The sequence below is a fragment of the Rhizobium sp. Root1204 genome (genome assembly GCF_001424965.1).
GTDB lineage: Bacteria > Pseudomonadota > Alphaproteobacteria > Rhizobiales > Rhizobiaceae > Pararhizobium.
On the sequence record NZ_LMCZ01000042.1, the window covers coordinates 138,940 to 157,696 of the forward strand.

Annotated in this window: 16 protein-coding genes; 6 read left to right on the forward strand and 10 right to left on the reverse strand. The window is 59.7% G+C overall.

Translation table 11 applies throughout. The annotated features are described in order from the left end of the window. The first annotated feature begins 55 nt into the window (after positions 1-55). The 5 genes from ASC96_RS28625 (at position 56) to rpoH (ending at position 3,033) form a co-directional block, all read left to right on the forward strand. Entirely contained in the window at positions 56-886 is an 831-nt protein-coding gene (locus ASC96_RS28625; RefSeq protein ID WP_060506451.1) for a helix-turn-helix domain-containing protein, read from the forward strand. A 93-nt stretch (positions 887-979) separates the two neighbouring features. After that, positions 980-1,141: a hypothetical protein gene (locus ASC96_RS33495; RefSeq protein ID WP_164491972.1), complete on the forward strand. Its 162-nt coding sequence runs from the start codon at positions 980-982 to the stop codon at positions 1,139-1,141. Between the two features lie 69 nt (positions 1,142-1,210). Next, positions 1,211-1,525: a DUF1127 domain-containing protein gene (locus ASC96_RS28630; protein WP_082512301.1), complete on the forward strand. Its 315-nt coding sequence runs from the start codon at positions 1,211-1,213 to the stop codon at positions 1,523-1,525. A gap of 98 nt (positions 1,526-1,623) precedes the next feature. Further along, the gene (locus ASC96_RS28635) at positions 1,624-1,881 is read left to right on the forward strand and encodes a DUF2171 domain-containing protein (protein ID WP_060506452.1); all 258 of its coding nucleotides are present in this window, start codon (positions 1,624-1,626) and stop codon (positions 1,879-1,881) included. Positions 1,882-2,127: 246 nt separating this feature from the next. After that, the gene (gene rpoH, locus ASC96_RS28640; RefSeq protein WP_060506453.1) at positions 2,128-3,033 is read left to right on the forward strand and encodes an RNA polymerase sigma factor RpoH; all 906 of its coding nucleotides are present in this window, start codon (positions 2,128-2,130) and stop codon (positions 3,031-3,033) included. Positions 3,034-3,108: 75 nt separating this feature from the next. Here the strand turns inward: rpoH and ASC96_RS28645 are convergent, their stop codons facing one another. Both ASC96_RS28645 and ASC96_RS28650 read right to left on the reverse strand, forming a co-directional pair. Further along, complete coding sequence (locus ASC96_RS28645) at positions 3,109-5,415, reverse strand: hypothetical protein (protein ID WP_060506454.1); 2,307 nt, start codon at positions 5,413-5,415, stop codon at positions 3,109-3,111. A 62-nt stretch (positions 5,416-5,477) separates the two neighbouring features. Continuing rightward, positions 5,478-6,776 carry an adenylosuccinate synthase gene (locus ASC96_RS28650; protein WP_060506455.1) on the reverse strand — a complete coding sequence of 433 codons (1,299 nt, stop codon included), beginning with the start codon at positions 6,774-6,776 and terminating at the stop codon, positions 5,478-5,480. 300 nt (positions 6,777-7,076) lie between these two features. On the opposite strand from ASC96_RS28650, the gene ASC96_RS28655 reads away from it, so the two are divergent. Next, the gene (locus ASC96_RS28655; protein WP_060506456.1) at positions 7,077-7,988 is read left to right on the forward strand and encodes a DMT family transporter; all 912 of its coding nucleotides are present in this window, start codon (positions 7,077-7,079) and stop codon (positions 7,986-7,988) included. Here ASC96_RS28655 and ASC96_RS28660 read toward each other — a convergent pair. The 8 genes from ASC96_RS28660 to tilS form a co-directional block, all read right to left on the reverse strand. Then, a complete protein-coding gene (locus ASC96_RS28660; RefSeq protein ID WP_162246400.1) occupies positions 7,985-8,506 on the reverse strand; it encodes a GNAT family N-acetyltransferase in 522 nt (173 codons plus the stop codon). The genes ASC96_RS28655 and ASC96_RS28660 overlap by 4 nt on opposite strands. A 93-nt stretch (positions 8,507-8,599) precedes the next feature. Further along, positions 8,600-10,195 carry a phosphoglycerate dehydrogenase gene (gene serA, locus ASC96_RS28665; RefSeq protein ID WP_060506458.1) on the reverse strand — a complete coding sequence of 532 codons (1,596 nt, stop codon included), beginning with the start codon at positions 10,193-10,195 and terminating at the stop codon, positions 8,600-8,602. Between the two features lie 76 nt (positions 10,196-10,271). Then, positions 10,272-11,450, reverse strand: a complete 1,179-nt coding sequence (locus ASC96_RS28670; RefSeq protein ID WP_060506459.1) for a phosphoserine transaminase — start codon at positions 11,448-11,450, stop codon at positions 10,272-10,274. Between the two features lie 153 nt (positions 11,451-11,603). Continuing rightward, complete coding sequence (locus ASC96_RS28675) at positions 11,604-12,410, reverse strand: outer membrane protein (protein ID WP_060506460.1); 807 nt, start codon at positions 12,408-12,410, stop codon at positions 11,604-11,606. Positions 12,411-12,593: 183 nt separating this feature from the next. Beyond that, the gene (locus ASC96_RS28680; RefSeq protein WP_060506461.1) at positions 12,594-13,415 is read right to left on the reverse strand and encodes an outer membrane protein; all 822 of its coding nucleotides are present in this window, start codon (positions 13,413-13,415) and stop codon (positions 12,594-12,596) included. A 232-nt stretch (positions 13,416-13,647) separates the two neighbouring features. Continuing rightward, positions 13,648-15,000, reverse strand: coding sequence for a phosphoglucosamine mutase (gene glmM, locus ASC96_RS28685; protein ID WP_060506462.1), 1,353 nt, complete (start codon positions 14,998-15,000; stop codon positions 13,648-13,650). A gap of 364 nt (positions 15,001-15,364) precedes the next feature. Then, the gene (ftsH, locus tag ASC96_RS28690) at positions 15,365-17,305 is read right to left on the reverse strand and encodes an ATP-dependent zinc metalloprotease FtsH (protein WP_060506463.1); all 1,941 of its coding nucleotides are present in this window, start codon (positions 17,303-17,305) and stop codon (positions 15,365-15,367) included. Positions 17,306-17,406: 101 nt separating this feature from the next. Beyond that, the gene (gene tilS, locus ASC96_RS28695; protein WP_060506598.1) at positions 17,407-18,705 is read right to left on the reverse strand and encodes a tRNA lysidine(34) synthetase TilS; all 1,299 of its coding nucleotides are present in this window, start codon (positions 18,703-18,705) and stop codon (positions 17,407-17,409) included. Between the last annotated feature and the right edge of the window lie 52 nt (positions 18,706-18,757).

The following is an 18,757-nucleotide window of genomic DNA, read 5'->3' on the forward strand; positions in this document are numbered from 1 at the left end:
ACTTGGCGATCCGGCCATTCGAGGCGTATAAAGACCCTTGGAACCCGGAGCGCTCATGAGCCAGTTTGCGGCCAGGAAAATTCTCGATACCGAGATGGTCAGCGTCCATGACGTGCTGTGCACCGGTGAATGCCGGCACAGGAGCGACGTGGAATGTTCGCACGTCACCAGTCTGGTGTTTCCCTATCGGGGTGTCTTCCTTCGCCATGTCGGCAGCGATGACGTTGTTGCCGAAGCCAATCAGGTCTTGTTCTTCAATCGCGACGAGGACTATCGCATCACCCATCCCGTGGAAGGCGGCGATGCATGCCTGAGCCTGGCCGTGCACGAAGCGGCGCTTGAGGAACTGGTCCCAAAAGTTCACAGTGCCGCAAGAAGTCCCTTCGCCTTCAACAAGCAGCGCCTGCGCATAGACGCCCGCGCACAGGCGCTCGTCGCCCTTTTGCGCCACAGCCTGCTCAGGGGCACGGCGGAAACCCTGGAAGCAGAAACGCTGGCAATGACGCTGGTGCGCCGCGCAGTCGGCGAACGCACGGCCCGTGCGGCGACCGCCAGCATCGGCCGGCAGAAACTGGTGGACCGGGCCAAGCTTATCCTCTCCTCCGATCTCGCCCGGCGCTGGACACTGGCGGAGATTGCAAGGGAAGCCGGTGTCTCGCCGGTCTACCTGACGCAAGTTTTCCAGCAGGTGGAAGGCACGCCGCTCTATCGCTATCATTTACGGCTGAGATTGGCCAAGGCGCTCGACTTGCTCGGCAGCTATGACGACCTGACGGGGCTTGGCCTCGATCTCGGCTTTTCGAGCCATAGCCATTTCTCGTCGTCATTCCGCCAGGCTTATGGCCGCACTCCGGCCGAATTCCAGCGCTTCGCCGGCCTGCGCTGATCGATAGGCAAGATCGCTAAAGAATCTGACAGCGCTGTCCTGGCCAAAATGGTCTTCTCTCCTGGTCGAAACACATCAACCGGAGGAATGATCATGCAGGACAATACATGCGCCGCCTGTGACTGCGAACTTGATGCCAGCCGTATCGCCGTCAAGATCGGTGGCAAGACCGTCGAAGTCTGCTGCGAGGAATGTGCGCAGGCGCTGCGCGAGGCCGACGCGGCAATCCACCCCACCCAACTATCGAAGGGATAGGACCGAAACCGGTCCCCTGCCCCGACCCGCCGGCCTGATGATGGGCCGGCATTTCCCGGAGAGATATCGATGAAAAACGAACCTCATGTGATTGGTGATCGCGTGCCGCACGAACACGCCCTGATCGCCGGATTGAAGCTTGTTGTGCAAGGGTCCGGCGATCAGGCGTCGGCGGACATCACCCACCCCGCAGGCTTTGCGCGTCTACGTGCATTTCTCGGATCGATCGGCAGGCTGGTGCGGCAGCGCCGCAACCGGCTGGCCCTATTGGAACTCAACGATGACCAGTTGAAGGATATCGGCATCTCGCGATGCCAGGCCTATGGCGACGGATACAGCCGCTATCGCCGGGCCAGAACGGGTAACGGCGGCGCTTCGATTTGACGGCCCATGGGCTGGATTGAGGGCGGGCGGATTTCTAAGGCCGGTATGCATCCTTTCCCGCCGTCGTGCGTTTTGGCATGACAATAAGGAGAAACCCGATGATTGATGCCACACAGATCAGAGAACATGCCGAAATCATCAGCGCCGACGGTCTTCATATCGGCACGGTCGATCGCGTCGAAGGCGATCGCATCAAGCTGACCAAGAAGGACAGCGGCTTCGGCCACGAAGACCACCACCACTTCATCGCCCTTGAACTGGTGGCAAGCGTCGATGACAATCGCGTCCGTCTCAGCGCCAATGGCGATGTCGCCGTCATGTTTGAGGAAGAACAGGACAACTCGCCGATCCATTGACCGGCACGCGCCGGAAATTCTACAAAATGTTACAAATGACCGGTTCCGCCCTTGATATTTCGAGGGCGGACACAATTTACAGGCTGTAACCCAACTGGAGCATGCGCTTCTCTGGCTTCACATCTCTGTGAAACCGGAGTTCTTGAATCATGCTTTCGCCGCACTTATCTATGAGCATGTGGGGTCGGATAGACCCACATGCCCGGCCTGCCAAGAGGAGGCTGGAACGCGAAAGGGGGGTGCATCATGGCCCGCAGTACGTTACCGTCCATTACCGCTGGAGAAGGCGGTCTCAACCGTTATCTCGATGAAATCCGCAAATTTCCCATGCTTGAACCGCAGGAAGAGTACATGCTCGCCAAGCGGTATCAGGAGCATGACGACCGCAAGGCTGCCCATCAGCTCGTAACCAGCCATCTGCGCCTCGTGGCGAAGATCGCCATGGGTTATCGCGGCTACGGCCTGCCAATCGGTGAAGTCGTTTCAGAAGGCAATGTCGGCCTGATGCAGGCGGTCAAGAAGTTCGATCCGGAACGCGGCTTCCGCTTGGCCACCTACGCCATGTGGTGGATCAAGGCTTCGATCCAGGAATATATCCTGCGTTCGTGGTCGCTGGTGAAAATGGGTACGACCGCCAACCAGAAGCGGCTGTTCTTCAACCTGCGCCGCCTCAAGGGCAAGATTCAGGCCCTTGACGAGGGCGACCTGAAGCCCGATCAGGTCGCGCATATCGCCACGACCCTGAAAGTGTCGGAAGCGGAAGTGATTTCGATGAACCAGCGTCTCTCCGGCGACGCTTCGCTCAACGCGCCGATCAAGGCCGGTGAAGGCGAATCCGGCCAGTGGCAGGATTGGCTTGTCGATGATCACGACAACCAGGAAGACATCCTGATCGAACAGGACGAACTGGAAAGCCGCCGTAGCCTTCTGTCGAGCGCGATGAACGTGTTGAACGACCGGGAACGCCGCATCTTCGAGGCGCGCCGCCTGACGGAAGATCCGGTGACGCTGGAAGATCTGTCGACAGAGTTCGACATCAGCCGCGAGCGCGTCCGTCAGATCGAGGTCCGCGCCTTTGAAAAGGTCCAGGACGCCGTCCGCAAGGCGGCTCAGGATCGCCAGAACGCGCTGCGGGTCGTTGAAGACGCCTGATACCGGCGCTGACTGAACAAACAAAAACCCGGCTGGATCGCTCCAGCCGGGTTTCTTTTTGTGCGTATGGACGAATTACTGACCGGCCGGATCAGGCTTTGCGGCCAGGCTCCAGGCCTGCATGGCCTTGGTGAAGGCTTCGGTGCCAGCAGCACCCTTCTCCAGCGTCAGCAGCGCGCGGCGGCCGTTGCGGTAGGTCAACGGAATATCCATCCAGCCACGCGTGCGTAGAAGTTCGGTGTTTGTCGCAACGGCTTCCGGGAAGTCGTTGAGCGCGATCATGTGGAAATCCTCGGTGATCTTGGCCGGAACCGCGATCAGCGCATCGCCACGATCCTGTTCGTTGCGCTTCATCGAAACACGCTGAACGCTATCGATGCTGCCGCCTTCGAAGTTTTCCGGCAGTGAGAAGACGAATTCGATTACATGGCTGGCGGGCAGCGACGAGTCGGCATTGCGCTTGATCGTCATCAGTGCCGTCAGACCGCGTTCCGGAACATTGATTTGCGCCTGAACGACCGGCTCCGGTTTGGCGTCGCCACCCGGGGATTCTTCCTTCACAGACCAGGCAACATTGCCCTCGATCGCCGTTGGTGCGGACTGCCCCAGCCGTTCCTCGTAAAGGAACATCTTCTGGGCTCCGGCCGGCACCTGTTGCGTCGCCGGATTGGGTGTCGTCTGCTGACCGGGCACCGGTTGGGCAGGTTGCGCGTCAGTTGCCGTCTGGCCTGCAGGCGTGGTTGCCGTTGCCTGAGCGGTATCGACCGGCTTGCCCGCTTCCGTCTGCGCAGCCACAGACTTGCCTTCCTCGGTGGCAGCAGAACCTGCAGGCGCGGGCGCCGGGCCCTCGTCGATCTCGGTGCCATCCTGCTGCAGGCGCTGCGTGAATTTGGTGCTGCCTTCGACTGCCGCGACCTCGGCATTCGGAGGCGTCTGCGTCTGGTTGTTCGTCTCCGGCGCGGTCAGATCCTTGCTGCCCTCTTCAGGCGCAGATGCTTCCGGCGTCGTCTGTCCCGGGATGCTGGCGGTGATAGAAGCCAGTACGCCGGAAACCCAGGAATTCACCGTGGTCTGATTTTGCCAATAGGCGTAACCGCCACCGCCCAGGATCAGCGCAAGCACTGCCGTGAGCCCGATCGCCTTGACATTCAATCGCGAGCGCTTCGGCTCCACCCGGTAGGAAACCGGACGCGCCGGCACTTCGACATCTTCATCGACGGCGGAGGAAGCCTTGCCGGCCTGTGACGCTGCTGCAGCGCCAACGGCTGCAGCCGTACCGCCATGCGCCAGAAGCTCATCGATATCATTCCAGCTGTCATTGGCAGCCTTGCGCTGCTCAGGCTCAGCAGCATCCGTTTTCTCGACCGGCCAAGACCAATCGGCGATGGCGGGTTCCGATGTTTCGGCGGCCGCAGCGGCCGGGGCCTGGGTAAACGGATCGTTATCGTCCCAAGCCCAGGCAGCCGCAGCTTTATCCTTGGCGCCGCTGTCGTCATTCAGCGGCGTTACCGTCTCGACAGGCTCGTATTGCGTGAGGTCGGGGATTTCATCGGCAACAGGTGCTTGCTCCGCAGCCTCTGTCCAGACCGGCTCGCTATGGGCGGTTGCCGGAACCGGATCGTTCCATTCCGGCAATTCCCATTCCGTGGAGGCCGAAGGCGCGGGTTTTTCAACGACCGGCTCTACAGCCGGCTCTGCAAAGGTGTCCGATTGGACCGCGGCTTCCAGAATATCGGCCGTTTCATCAACCGTTGCGCCGTAACGGCTCTGAGGCTCGAACGTCGCGGCGGCCGGATGCTCCGGCTCTGCGACAACCTCGTGGCGATCATCTTCCGGTTCTTCCGAATAGGCCGCCTCGACGGGGATATTTTCCTCTATAGCATCGGCTGTGTTGCCAGCCTCGACCACTTCGGGTTCCGGCTGAGCATCAACATGATCGTCCTCCACCGTCGGCTCAACGACCGCAATCGGTGCAACGTCCGCGACGGGTTCCGGCTGTTCCACCGGTTCAGGTGCGACCTGCGACTCCGCTACAGGCTCCGCGCGTTCCTCTTCCTCGACGTCAGCCTCGGGCTCACGCGCTTCCACCACCGGCGGCTCTGCAACGTGATCCTCGACTTCGGCCGCTTCCGGCACCACGTCCGCGGGCTGATCGTCCAGCGGAGGTAGCGCCTCGGCGTGATCGTCCTCGACCTCGTTGATCGCCGCCTCGAGCTTGACCATCTGGCGTTCGATCATCTCGTCCGAGGGACGAGGTTTCATGCTTTCAAGCTGACGGCGGACAGCACCGCGGGCCTTGTCATAGACCTTGGCCCGCATTTCAGGAACATTGTCCGACAGACCATCGACGGTCCTTCGAATAACTGCAACAAAATCCGCCATCAGAACTTTCTCATACCATCGGCGTATTTACGCCAAATTCTTCCCTAGCCGTCAACGTCAGACTAGTCCTCAAACGGGTCCGTCACAAGTATGGTGTCGTCACGTTCGGGGCTGGTGGAAAGCAGCGCCACCGGCGCACCGATCAATTCCTCGACCTGACGCACATATTTGATCGCCTGAGCCGGAAGCTGCGCCCAGCTGCGGGCACCGACAGTCGATTCTTTCCAGCCTTCCAGCGTGATATAGCGCGGTTTTGCCTGGGCCTGCTGTGCCTGGCTGGCTGGCAGGTGATCGATATCGACGCCATCGAGCGTATAGCCAACGCAGATCTTCAGTTCATCGAGGCCGTCGAGCACGTCGAGCTTGGTCAACGCGATGCCGGTGATGCCATTGGTGGCAACCGACTGGCGCACGAGCGCCGCATCGAACCAGCCGCAGCGGCGCTTACGGCCAGTGACAGTGCCGAACTCATGGCCTTTTTCACCGAGAAACTGGCCGATTTCATCGTGCAGTTCGGTCGGGAACGGACCTTCGCCGACGCGGGTCGTGTAGGCCTTGGTGATGCCGAGGATATAGCCGAGCGCACCCGGGCCCATGCCGGAACCGGCAGCCGCCTGACCAGAAACCGTGTTGGACGAGGTAACGAAAGGATAGGTACCGTGATCGATATCCAGCAGCGTGCCCTGCGCGCCTTCAAACAGGATGCGGGCACCCTTGCGGCGATGACGATCCAGCAGCAGCCAGACGGTTTCCATGAACGGCAGGACGCGAGCAGCAACCGAGGAAAGCTCGGTCATGATCGTCTCATGGCTCACTTCGGCTTCGCCAAGACCACGGCGCAGCGCATTGTGATGGGTGAGCAGCCGATCAACCTTGGCCGGCAGTGTGTCGAGATCAGCGAGATCCATAACGCGGATGGCGCGGCGGCCAACCTTATCTTCGTAGGCCGGGCCGATACCGCGGCGTGTCGTGCCGATCTTGGTGCCGCTGTTGGACGCCGCATCCTCGCGGATGCCGTCCAGTTCGCGATGCAGCGACAGGATCAGCGTGGCATTGTCGGCGATGCGCAGGTTTTCCGGGGTAATGGCCACGCCCTGCTTGTCGAGCTTCTCGATTTCCGCGATCAGCGCGTGCGGGTCGATGACCACGCCATTACCGATGACGGCGAGCTTGCCCGGACGAACGACGCCCGACGGCAGAAGGGAAAGCTTGTAGCTGGTACCGTCGATGACCAAGGTATGGCCGGCATTGTGCCCGCCCTGAAAGCGCACAACCACGTCGGCACGCTCGGAGAGCCAGTCGACAATCTTGCCTTTGCCTTCATCACCCCATTGCGATCCGACCACCACGACATTCGTCATTTCAGTTTTCCTGTTTCCACGCGCCTGTGATTGCGCTGTCTTCAAACCCGCGCATCTATACTGTTTTGTTTTTTGGAAAGCGACCCTGTTTAACCGGGGATTCGGGGTTTTTGCATGGCAAAGACCGCATTTCGCTTCCCTTCATCGATAACAACACCAGCGACGGCCAATAATGCGGGGTTGCCATATCCGTTCTGGATTGATTCAATACAACCGAGAATGAGGTGTTCTGCAAGATCGATACGACCGCTTCATTCTATCCGCTGCCATCGTTTGCTTCCCCGACTTGCCAGGAACACCGTGCCCGTCAATCTGCAAGCCTATATCATCCTTTGTATCACCACCTTGATCTGGGGTGGAAATTCCGTGGCCGGGAAAATGGCGGTCGGCCATGTCAGCCCGATGATGCTGACCGGCATGCGCTGGGTCATTGCCTGTATCGTGCTGTTGATTTTCGCGGCCCCGCAGGTACGCCGCGATTTTCCGGCCATCCGCAAAAACTGGCTGCTTCTTTTAGGCTATGGCACCGTCGGGTTCACCGCTTTCAACGCCTTTCTCTATTCGGCATTGCAATTCACCAGCGCCATCAATGCCGTCATCGAGCAGGCTGGCATCCCGATGGTGATCTTCGTGATGAATTACGTGCTGTTTCGCACCGCCTTTTCCATGGCGCAGATTGCCGGTTTCACATTGACCCTGTTCGGTGTTGCATTGACCGCATCGCATGGCGACCTCACCACGCTGCTCTCGCTGGATCTCAACCAGGGCGACGCCATGATGATGGCGGCGGTCCTGCTCTATGCCGGCTACACGGTGGCGTTGCGCTGGAAACCGGACATCCACTGGAAAAGCCTGATCGCGATCTCCGCCTTCGGCGCGCTGGTCAGCAGCATTCCGCTGGTCATCTGGGAATTCTCCACCGGCCGGATGATCTGGCCCGATACGCAAGGCTGGATCATCGTCGCCTATGCCGGCCTACTGCCCTCTCTCGTCTCGCAGATCCTGTACGTGCGAGGCGTCGAGTTGATCGGCCCCAACCGGGCCGGCCTGTTCATCAACACCATTCCGATCTTCGGCACCCTGCTGTCGATCGCCCTGATCGGCGAAGCCCTGCAGATGTTCCATATTATCGCGCTCGCACTGGTGTTGGGCGGCATCGCGGTGGCGGAACGCGGCCGTCCGCGCCTGCTTGAAGACACGAGAAAAAACTAACTGAAATCTGCGCTGTTGAGATCGCGCTCCATGTAGACGGCCTCGCTGCCATAGCCGGACAGCTTGGCGGCAAGCATTTCGTGCCTATGCACCGCAAAACTCTGCCGTTCCCAGAAACCTTGCGATCCGTTGACGGAGACGAGTGCGACGGTTCGGTATCCGGCCTGACGGGCCTGTTCGGCAAGCAGCCCTGCGACCTTGGCCCCTGCCCCGGAACCACGTGTCCCCGGCAGCAAGGCCAGATCGTGAAGATACCAGCTATCCGCCTCCCCCGGGATCTCGCCCAGCTTTCTATCGAGTTGCGGCGGTGAAAACCGGCGCCATGGGTGGCTGAGAAGATATCCCGAGATTGTACCGCGCTTTCCAAACACAAAGCATCCCTGCGGGCACAGTTCAAGCCGCTCGAGCAGGACATCACGCGCTTCGGGATGATCGGCATGCGCGATGCACTGGATGTCGTAGATGGCGGCAATGTCCACCAGGGCAGCCGGGCGCCAATCGGCGGAGCGGTCAATCATGTTCATTTCATTCACTTTCATCAACGGCAAACGCGCCGGAGGTCATCCGGCGCGTTTGTGTCAATCCTTCGGAGCCCAAAGTGCTCCGGCGTATCAGTCGACGTTGAAGACCAGTGGCTTGGCAGCCCGGATGGCCGGGTTGGCGCGCAGCTTGTCAAGAACGTCTTCAGACACGGCACCATCGACATAGAGCAACGCAATCGCATCGGCACCGGCATTGTGGCGGCCGAGCTGGAAGTTGGCGATATTGACGCCCGCGTCACCCAGCGTCATGCCGATGAAGCCGATCATGCCGGGAACGTCGGTGTTGGTGATGTAGACCATGTGGTTACCGACATCGGCGTCAAGGTTGATGTCCTTGATCTGGATGAAGCGCGGCTTTCCATCCGAGAACACCGTACCGGCAACCGAACGTGTCTGGTTCGCCGTCGTCACCGTCAGCTTGATATAGCCATCGAAGACACCCGACTTGTCACGCTTCACCTCGGACAGGATGATACCCTTTTCCTTGATCATGACCGGCGCCGAAACCATGTTGACGTCGGAAACCTGACTACGGATGAGACCGGCAAGGGCTGCACTCGTCAGCGCCTTGGTATTCATCCCGGCAGTCGATCCGTCAAACAGGATCTCGATTTCCTTGATGGCGCTTTCCGTCACCTGACCGACAAAAGCGCCGAGGACATCGGCGAGCCGGATGAACGGCTTCAGGATCGGTGCTTCTTCCGCGGTGATCGACGGCATGTTGATGGCGTTGGAGACGGCACCCTTGACGAGGTAGTCCGACATCTGCTCGGCAACCTGCAGGGCAACGTTCTCCTGCGCTTCCGTGGTGGACGCGCCGAGGTGCGGAGTGCAGACGACATTCGGCAGGCCGAACAGCGGGCTTTCCGTTGCAGGCTCGACCTCAAACACGTCGAAGCCGGCACCAGCGACATGACCGGACTTGATGGCATCGGCAAGCGCATGCTCATCGACCAGACCACCACGGGCGCAGTTGATAATACGCACGCCAGGCTTGGTCTTGGCCAGCGCTTCGCGGTTGAGGATGCCGCGCGTCTTGTCGGTCATCGGCACGTGCAAGGTGATGAAATCGGCCTGAGCGAGCAGTTCGTCCAGTTCCACCTTGGTGACGCCCATTTCCTCGGCCCGTTCCTTCGACAGGAATGGGTCATAGGCCAGAACATGCATCTTCAGGCCAATGGCGCGCGAGCAGACAATACCGCCGATATTGCCGGCGCCGATGACACCGAGCGTCTTGCCGGTGATTTCGACGCCCATGAACTTCGACTTTTCCCATTTGCCGGCCTGGGTGGAGCTATCGGCCTGCGGCAACTGACGGGCAACGGCAAACATCAGCGCAATGGCGTGTTCGGCCGTCGTGATCGAGTTGCCGAACGGCGTGTTCATGACGATGATACCGCGACGCGACGCGGCCGGGATATCGACATTGTCGACGCCGATACCGGCGCGCCCGATCACCTTGAGGTTGGTCGCAGCCGCAATCAGCTTTTCCGTCGCCTTGGTGGCGGAACGGATAGCGAGACCATCGTAATTGCCGATGATCGCGGCAAGCTTTTCCTTGTCCTTGCCGAGCTGCGGCTGGAAATCGACGTCTACGCCGCGATCCCGGAAAATCTGGACGGCGGTTTCCGACAGTTCATCGGATACGAGTACGCGAGGTGCCATGAGAGGCCTCCATTGGTTTCGTCAAAAAATCTGATTGGTGAGGAGGACCGCGCCCTGTTGGCGCGGTCTAAGCCGGTTAGGCGGCCGCCTGAGACAGCGTCGCCTTCTGGGTCGCAAACGCCCAGTCGAACCAGGGCATCAATGCCTTGATGTCCGAAGTCTCGATCGTCGCACCGGCCCAGATACGGAAACCGGACGGCGCATCACGGTAAGCGCCGATGTCATGGGCGACAGCCTGCTTTTCAAGCAGTGCCACCATGCCCTTGGCAAAGGCCTCCTGACCAGCGGCATCAAGTGCTGCAACGTCCTTGTCGACGATCTTCAAGCAGACCGAGGTGTTGGACTGCGTTGCAGGATCGACCGCCAGATTGGCGATCCAGTCCGTCTTCGCAACGAAGTCATGGATGGCCTGCGCATTGGCATCAGCCCGGGCGATCAGCGCCTTGAGGCCGCCGAGCGACTTTGCCCAGTTGAGCGCATCGATATAGTCCTCGACGCACAGCATCGACGGGGTGTTGATCGTCTCGCCCTGGAAGATACCCTCGATGATCTTGCCGCCCTTGGTCATGCGGAAGATCTTCGGCAGCGGCCAGGAAGGCTCATAGCTTTCCAACCGTTCGACAGCGCGCGGCGACAGGATCAGAATGCCATGCGCACCCTCACCGCCCAGCACCTTCTGCCAGGAGAAGGTGACGACATCGAGTTTGGCAAAGTCCAGATCCTGCGCAAACGCGGCAGACGTCGCGTCGCAGATCGTCAGCCCCTTGCGGTCCGCCGGGATGAAATCGGCATTGGCAACGCGGACACCCGAGGTCGTACCATTCCAGGTAAAGACGACATCACGGTCGAAATCGACCTGGGCAAAGTCGACGAGCTTGCCGTAGTCGGCAACGAATTTGCGGGTATCAGGGAGCTTCAGCTCCTTGACGACATCGGAAACCCAGCCGGAGCCGAAGCTCTCCCAGGCGACCATGTCAACGCCGCGCGGACCGAGCAGTGACCAGAGCGCCATCTCGACTGCACCGGTGTCGGAGGCAGGCACGATGCCGATGCGGTAGTCCGCCGGCACCTGAAGAATTTCACGGGTGAGATCGATCGCCTGCTTCAGCTTGCTCTTGCCAACCTTGGCACGGTGCGAACGCCCGAGGGCCGCATCAGAGAGCGCATCAAGCGACCAACCGGGGCGCTTGGAGCAGGGACCAGAAGAAAAATGAGTATTTGCCGGACGCAATTCCGGTGTCGCAGGGATCGTCATCGAAGCTATCCTTCCAGATAGAAAGCCTCTCGTTAGGGAGAGGTGGCCTGCCGCCGTGAATATGGCGGACAGGCCTGGAAGTCAAGAATGATGTGTCGTTTCCGGAAAGATTTTTGGCGCTCGAAGCATCGCTGAATGCGGATGCTCTTTCAGCTACCAGATTGACAGGCGCAAACCGGCGCGGATTTCGTGGCGGCCGAGACCGTCGTCGAGGCCGTCGATATCGCTGCCATTGAACATATCGCCGTCGGTGATCTGCGAATAGCGATAGCCGACGTCAAGCTTCAGCTGCTCGGTCATGTTGTAGGAAACGCCGGCCATCAGCGCGTAGGTCAGACGCCAGCTGCTTTCGCCGTCAAAGGTCTGGTTGACCGGCCCGGCACCGGAGCAGCCTGCCGCTCCCGGCACGCAGCTGGTGCGCAGTGCGACGTCGTTCCAACGAAGCTGCGTCACCCCGAGACCAGCACCGACATAAGGCGTCAAGCCAGCCACCGTTGCCAGATCGACATAGCCGTTCGCCATGAGGCCAATTGCCTTGTAGTCGGCATTTAGCCGGCCGCCGCAAGACGTTCCAGCGGCTTCGCCAGCGCAGGGAATGTTGGCCTGGCCGCTTCCGCGGACGTCGCCTTCGAAATAATCGCCAGTCAAATCCGCCCGAAACATGTCGTTGAACTGATAGCCAACGCCGAGGGTCCCGGAAAAGGGTTGGTCGAAATCATTGTCGAACGACGCGGAGTTGGTAGCGCCGGTGCCGGCATCGAACAGCCGCAGTGACGGGTCGCCACCGCGCGTCCATCCGGCGTAGCCAAGATCACCACGCAGGTAGAAACCCTGGCCGCTTGTCTCCAGCGGCGAGATGCTGACTTCCGGCGCTTCGAGAAGATCAGCAGCCATCGCCTGCCCCGCGGCAAACAGCAGGATCAGTGCAGATGCATTGAGGAGAGTGTGCCGCAACTTCATTTTGCTGTCCTTGGAAAATCGTAACGGCGACAGAAACGCCCGTCGCCCGTGTTAATATGTCCCCATCATCGCATCCACGGGTTAACCTCAGGTTAAGCATGCTTCTTAACCAAACAGGCCGGCAAAAACCGAAAAGGCCGCCCGGAAACCGGACGGCCTTTTGAAACGAAGAGCGCGATGCGCTTACTTGTAGACGATCGGCTCAGCCGGTGGGACGTAGGCTTCGGCGCAACCACCGAAGGAATAACGCAGACCTGCACGGGCTTCATGCAGATACATGCCCTTGTCGGATCCAGGACCGCTATTGGCGTTGTAGCCGAACATGTCGCCACCAAGCACGTGGCGGAAACGATAGCCTACGTCTGCCTTGAGGTTACAGGTCAGGTCGATCGCCGTACCGGCCATCAGGCCATAGGTGAAGCGCCACTTGCTACGGCCATCATGTTCGAAGCTCGGGTCGCAATTGGTGGGGTCGCCGATTTCGCAGCTGGTATTGCGCAAATTGTCCCACTTGACCTGCGTACCACCGATACCAGCACCCACGTAAGGCGTGAACGAACCGTAGGTGCCGATATCAACATAGGCGTTGGCCATCAGGCTCCATGCGGCAATTGCCGAAACATCGCGCGAAGTGCAGGCGACGGCGACGCCGCAACCTCCGGTCGTCGAGCCTTCAAAATCGGCGTTGCCGAGATAATCGAGCGTCACGTCCGTGCGCAGATAGTTGTTGATCTGGTAACCGACACCGACGCCGGCGGTCCAGCTGTCATCGAGATCAGCATCGTCGAAATCGCGGACAAAGCGGCCTGGGCCTTGATAGAAATTGGCGCCACGCAGATTGGTGAAGGCATAACCGACATCACCACGCAGATACCAGCCACTGGCCTCCGTGAGCTGGACCGGTTCTGCAATTGGCGGCTCGATGGGCGGCTCGTAAAGATCCGCGGCGAAGGTCGCGGTGCTGCCCAGCATAGCTGCAACAACGCCAATCAAAATAGTCTTCATGGCCACACTCCAATACTTCTCGTTGCCTGGTCAGCCGACAAACCGGCCTCCAACAAATTGTGTTGGTGTGGATCATGGATAAGAAAGGTTAAGGTCCAATTAACTACAAAAATTTACCGTAACTGTTAATGAGTTGGCTACAGCGCCAAGCAACGTGCGCAAATACTTAAATAACACACAAAAAAAGACCGGGCAAAACCCGGCCTTTTCAAGTCTCATCGCGGCAGACAGATCAGGCGACATTGCGCACACCGCCGATCACGCCTATCAGTTCATCCACGATACGCTCCACCTGGGCGCGGTCATCGCCTTCCGCCATGACGCGGATCAGCGGTTCGGTGCCGGACGGACGGATCAGCAAACGGCCGTTCTTGGCAAGCTCCGATTCCGCATCGGCGATAGCCTGGCGCACGGCAGCGTTTTCAAGCGGCATGCCGGCAGACACCCGGACGTTCTTCAAAACTTGAGGCACAGGGTCGAACCGATTGCAAACTTCGCTGACGGTTTTGCCCTGCCGCTTGACGCAGGCAAGGATCTGGAGTGCAGCAACGAGACCATCACCGGTGGTGCCGAAGTCGGAGAGAACCAGATGGCCGGACTGCTCGCCGCCGACGTTGAAACCGTGTTGGCGCATGTGCTCGACCACGTAGCGGTCACCGACCTTGGTACGGTGCAGATCCAGCCCGCGGCCGTTGAGATAGCGCTCCAGGCCGAGATTGGACATGACAGTCGCAACAATACCATTGCCCTTGAGCACGCCATCGTCCGCCCAGCTATTGGCGATAACAGCCATCAACTGATCACCATCGATAACCGTGCCGTTCTCATCGACGATCAGGACCCGGTCGGCATCGCCGTCAAGCGCAATACCGATATCGGCCCGCACTTCATGCACTTTCCGTGATAGCGCAGCAGGGTGTGTAGAGCCGCAGTCGAGGTTGATATTGACGCCGTTCGGCTCATTGCCGATGGTCACCACCTCGGCCCCAAGCTCCCAAAGGGCCAAAGGCGCGACCTTATAGGCAGCACCGTTCGCGCAATCGATAGCAACCCTCAAGCCCTGCAGTGTCACATCGCGCGGTAACGTGCGCTTGGCATGTTCGATATAACGGTAGATGTCGCCCTCGACGCGCTTGGCCCGGCCGATTTCCTGCGACTTGGCAAGCTGTGCCGTCATGTCCTTGTCGAGCAATTCCTCGATCTGGCCTTCAAGATCGTCGGACAACTTGTAGCCGTCCGGACCAAACAGCTTGATGCCGTTGTCTTCGAACGGATTGTGAGAGGCCGAGATCATCACGCCAACGTCGGCGCGAAGCGAGCGCGTCAGCATCGCCACGCCGGGGGTTGGAATAGGACCGAGCAGGAACACGTCGAGCCCCGCGGCGGTAAAGCCGGCCACCATCGCGTTCTCCAGCATATAGCCGGACAGGCGCGTGTCCTTACCGATCACCACGCGGTGGCGGTGCCCGCCGTTGCGAAAGATCGTACCGACCGCAATGCCGACCCGCATCGCCAGATCCGGCGTCATTGGAAACACATTGGACTGGCCGCGGATCCCGTCCGTGCCGAAATATTTGCGCTTCATAAAAACTCCAATTTCTATCTGGGGTGCCAGCGGCTCACCAGGAGAGCACGTCCGGCGACATCGCCCTGGATTCCATCTCAAACCCAACGGGTCACTTCAAGAAACCCGTCGCCGGGGCGCATCCTCAACGACCGCTCTCCCGCCGCGCTCAGGCTTGCAGTTATGCCTGCAGTTGCGCCAAAATCCGACGCATCCTTTTGGGCGACCTCGCTACCTCATGCCATAAATCTTCTGCAACAGCATCCCGTTGTATCATCAGAATTCATTACAGCGCGTTACCAAGCCGGAGCCAGTCGGTACAAACGAAAACCGCCGCGCATCAAGGCGCGGCGGTTTTCGGTTCGATTGCCTGCTTCACGCAAGACTATTGCGGTTGCGGCTCAAACCCGCCTTCGGCTTCATCACCCTTGCCGACCGAACCATCTTTCTTAGTGCCGGCCGACGGAACGGCCGAACCACGATGCGGCGTCGAGTCGTCGCCAAGGTCGCGAGCCGGCTTTTCGCCGCGGATCAACGCCTTGATTTCATCGCCAGTCAGGGTCTCGTATTCGAGCAGGCCTTCCGCGATGGCCACGAACTCGGCGTGCATCTCCGTGATGATACGCTTGGCTTCCTGATACGCTTCATCGATCAGGCGGCGCACCTCGTTGTCGATCTTCTGGGCTGTCGCCTCGGAAACGTTCTTTGATTGCGAAACAGAGTGACCGAGGAAGACTTCCTGCTGGTTCTCGCCATAGGCAACCTGGCCAAGCTCATCGGAAAAGCCCCATTGCGTCACCATCGCACGGGCAAGCTTGGTGGCCTGCTCGATATCGGACGACGCACCGGAGGTGATGTTTTCCTTGCCGAAGGTGATTTCCTCGGCAACACGGCCGCCCATCATGATGGCAAGGCGCGACACCATCCACTTGTAGCTCATCGAATAGCGGTCGCCTTCGGGGAGCTGCATCACCATGCCGAGTGCACGGCCGCGTGGAATGATCGTCGCCTTGTGCAACGGATCGGCGACCGGAACCTTCAGCGCCATGATGGCATGACCGGCTTCGTGATAGGCAGTCAGCTTCTTTTCGGCTTCGGTCATGGCGGACGAACGGCGTTCCGCGCCCATCATAATCTTGTCCTTGGCGTCTTCGAATTCCTGCATGGTGACAACACGCTTGTTGCGGCGTGCGGCCATTAGGGCAGCTTCGTTGACGAGGTTCATCAGGTCGGCACCGGAGAAACCAGGGGTACCACGGGCCAGAACCTTCAGATCGACATTCGGCGCCAGCGGCACATTGCGGATATGCACCTTGAGGATACGCTCGCGGCCATTGATATCCGGGTTCGGAACGACAACCTGGCGGTCGAAACGGCCTGGACGCAAAAGGGCCGGGTCGAGAACGTCGGGACGGTTGGTCGCAGCGATCAGGATAATGCCTTCATTAGCCTCAAAGCCGTCCATCTCGACCAGCAGCTGGTTGAGCGTCTGTTCGCGCTCGTCGTTGCCACCACCAAGACCGGCACCACGATGGCGGCCGACGGCGTCGATTTCGTCGATGAAGATGATACAGGGCGCGTTTTTCTTGGCCTGTTCGAACATGTCACGGACGCGGCTTGCACCGACACCGACGAACATTTCAACGAAGTCAGAACCGGAAATTGTGAAGAACGGTACATTGGCTTCACCGGCAACCGAGCGGGCAAGCAGCGTCTTACCGGTACCGGGAGGACCGACCAGCAGCACGCCGCGCGGAATGCGGCCGCCGAGGCGCTGGAATTTCTGCGGGTCGCGCAGGAATTCGACGATTTCCTCGAGGTCCTGCTTGGCTTCGTCCACACCTGCGACATCGTCAAACGTCACACGGCCATGGGCTTCGGTCAACAGCTTGGCCTTGGACTTGCCAAAACCCATCGCACCACGCGAACCACCCTGCATCTGGCGCATGAAGAACAGCCAGACACCGAGGATCAGCAGCATCGGCAGCAGCGTACCGACATAGCTGAGGAAGCCGGACGAACCATCGGTTTCGGGGCGAACCGTCACAGTTACGTTCTTGGCTTCCATACGCTCGGTCAGGGCCGTGTCGATCGCAGGCGCATAGGTCTGGAACGTCGCGCCGCTCTCGGCATACGAGCCGATCACCTTATTGCCGGTGATCACCACTTCCTTGACGCGACTTCCGTCAACATCCTTCAGGAATTGGGAAAAGGGAACTTCCTTCGAACCAGTACGCTCGGTCGGCTGCTGGAACATGCTGAACAGCGCGATCAAAAGCAGGGCAATGATTGCCCAAAGTGCAAAATTTCTGAAATTAGGGTTCATCGAACTCCCCGGAACCTCTGTCGCAACCCGCAATGATTTGTGGCTGCATTCTTGCGCCTAACATAGGGTTGCGTGACCAGCTTGCCAAGGCAAACTCAAGACTAACCTGACTTTTCCGTCAATACACCGTAAACCGGAGGAGCAGGATAGTTGTCACGGCCAAAGAGCGTGGCAATGCTGTTTGCCATCATCAGGTCGAAACACGGCAAAAAGGTGTCGTAAAGGCTGATATAGGTTTGCACACAAGGCGTTGGCACCAAAGCGACAGCAGCATCCGGACGATCTGATGCCTGCGTCGGCGCAGAAAACCCGATAGCCGATTTGACAGCGCGCTTGGCCACAGGTTCGGGCAGGCCTGCGGCAATCAGTCTCGCGCACAATCCGGCCGTTTCGCCACGGGCGTGAACCGCTACACGATGCGCCCCTTCGTTGGTGACCAGAAAGCGGCCATCCCAAAGCCCGCACTGAGCGGGGTGAAGTTCGATCTCCGGCAAGCCCCTCGCTTCGCGATAGAGATAGAGACCCGATTTGCGGCGATCGAAAACCACGCGCCCTGCAGTCATCCGCCCGCCACTTGCGTCTCCCAAAAACGCCGTAAGCCGCGCGGCCGTCTCGCGGCCAGGAAGATGAAGACGTCCGCCGATGACGGAGGCGATCGACAGAACCGCACGCATACAGTCGGGATCGGCCATACCGGCCGGAATTTCCGGATCGACCTTCGCCACAAGGCCTTCAAAACCGTGCACATACCGGTCAATCAGCCGCGCTGCACGCTCGCTTGACCCGAAACGGGCTCGCCCCGCGGCAAGTACATCCGCGGACGAAGATCCCTCGCCGGACAGCGCCTGGCGCACTCGCACGCGCTCAAAGCGGCGATTGCTGTTGCTCGGATCATCGAACCACCCCTCGCCCCGCTCCATTAGAAAAGAGCGGATATCGATCCGGCGCAGATGAAGAAACGGACGCCAGACCCAGGCTCTACCGCCGACCAGAACTCCCGCCGCCATGCCTGCCAAACCAGGCGCATCTGGCTCCGACCGGCCTAGGCGCATGGCAATCGTCTCGTTCTGGTCATCCGCAGTGTGGGCAGTGACAATGCAGATGGCAGCCATATCTCGCGCGGCATCGGCAAGCTGCCCGTAACGTGCTGCCCGCGCCGCCGCCTGAATACCGGCCACCGGCTTGTCGCCGTCCCATTGGCGAATGGTATGCGGAATGCCTTTTTCAGCGCAAAAAGCCGCGACCGCCCGCGCTTCCTCAGCGGATTCACGGCGCAGCGCATGATCGACAGTGCAGGCGGACAGGGAAAAGGCCGAAAAGCCACCAAGCGTGATCGCCTCATGCAGCGCCAGAAGCAGGCCTTTTGAATCACTGCCGCCGGAAACGGCGGCGAGGATCATGCCGGGTGTCTTGAATGAAGAGAGAAATTGTTTCGCCGCCTCTACGGCAGCA

What these genes read in the sequence shown, in the direction of transcription:
- ASC96_RS28645 (WP_060506454.1), bottom strand. Translation starts at nt 5,415, where the DNA reads ATGGCGGATTTTGTTGCAGTTATTCGAAGGACCGTCGATGGTCTGTCG.
- ASC96_RS28625 (WP_060506451.1), top strand. Translation starts at nt 56, where the DNA reads ATGAGCCAGTTTGCGGCCAGGAAAATTCTCGATACCGAGATGGTCAGC.
- ASC96_RS28670 (WP_060506459.1), bottom strand. Translation starts at nt 11,450, where the DNA reads ATGACGATCCCTGCGACACCGGAATTGCGTCCGGCAAATACTCATTTT.
- ASC96_RS33495 (WP_164491972.1), top strand. Translation starts at nt 980, where the DNA reads ATGCAGGACAATACATGCGCCGCCTGTGACTGCGAACTTGATGCCAGC.
- glmM (WP_060506462.1), bottom strand. Translation starts at nt 15,000, where the DNA reads ATGAAGCGCAAATATTTCGGCACGGACGGGATCCGCGGCCAGTCCAAT.
- serA (WP_060506458.1), bottom strand. Translation starts at nt 10,195, where the DNA reads ATGGCACCTCGCGTACTCGTATCCGATGAACTGTCGGAAACCGCCGTC.
- ASC96_RS28675 (WP_060506460.1), bottom strand. Translation starts at nt 12,410, where the DNA reads ATGAAGTTGCGGCACACTCTCCTCAATGCATCTGCACTGATCCTGCTG.
- tilS (WP_060506598.1), bottom strand. Translation starts at nt 18,705, where the DNA reads ATGATCCTCGCCGCCGTTTCCGGCGGCAGTGATTCAAAAGGCCTGCTT.
- rpoH (WP_060506453.1), top strand. Translation starts at nt 2,128, where the DNA reads ATGGCCCGCAGTACGTTACCGTCCATTACCGCTGGAGAAGGCGGTCTC.
- ASC96_RS28630 (WP_082512301.1), top strand. Translation starts at nt 1,211, where the DNA reads ATGAAAAACGAACCTCATGTGATTGGTGATCGCGTGCCGCACGAACAC.
- ftsH (WP_060506463.1), bottom strand. Translation starts at nt 17,305, where the DNA reads ATGAACCCTAATTTCAGAAATTTTGCACTTTGGGCAATCATTGCCCTG.
- ASC96_RS28650 (WP_060506455.1), bottom strand. Translation starts at nt 6,776, where the DNA reads ATGACGAATGTCGTGGTGGTCGGATCGCAATGGGGTGATGAAGGCAAA.
- ASC96_RS28660 (WP_162246400.1), bottom strand. Translation starts at nt 8,506, where the DNA reads ATGATTGACCGCTCCGCCGATTGGCGCCCGGCTGCCCTGGTGGACATT.
- ASC96_RS28680 (WP_060506461.1), bottom strand. Translation starts at nt 13,415, where the DNA reads ATGAAGACTATTTTGATTGGCGTTGTTGCAGCTATGCTGGGCAGCACC.
- ASC96_RS28635 (WP_060506452.1), top strand. Translation starts at nt 1,624, where the DNA reads ATGATTGATGCCACACAGATCAGAGAACATGCCGAAATCATCAGCGCC.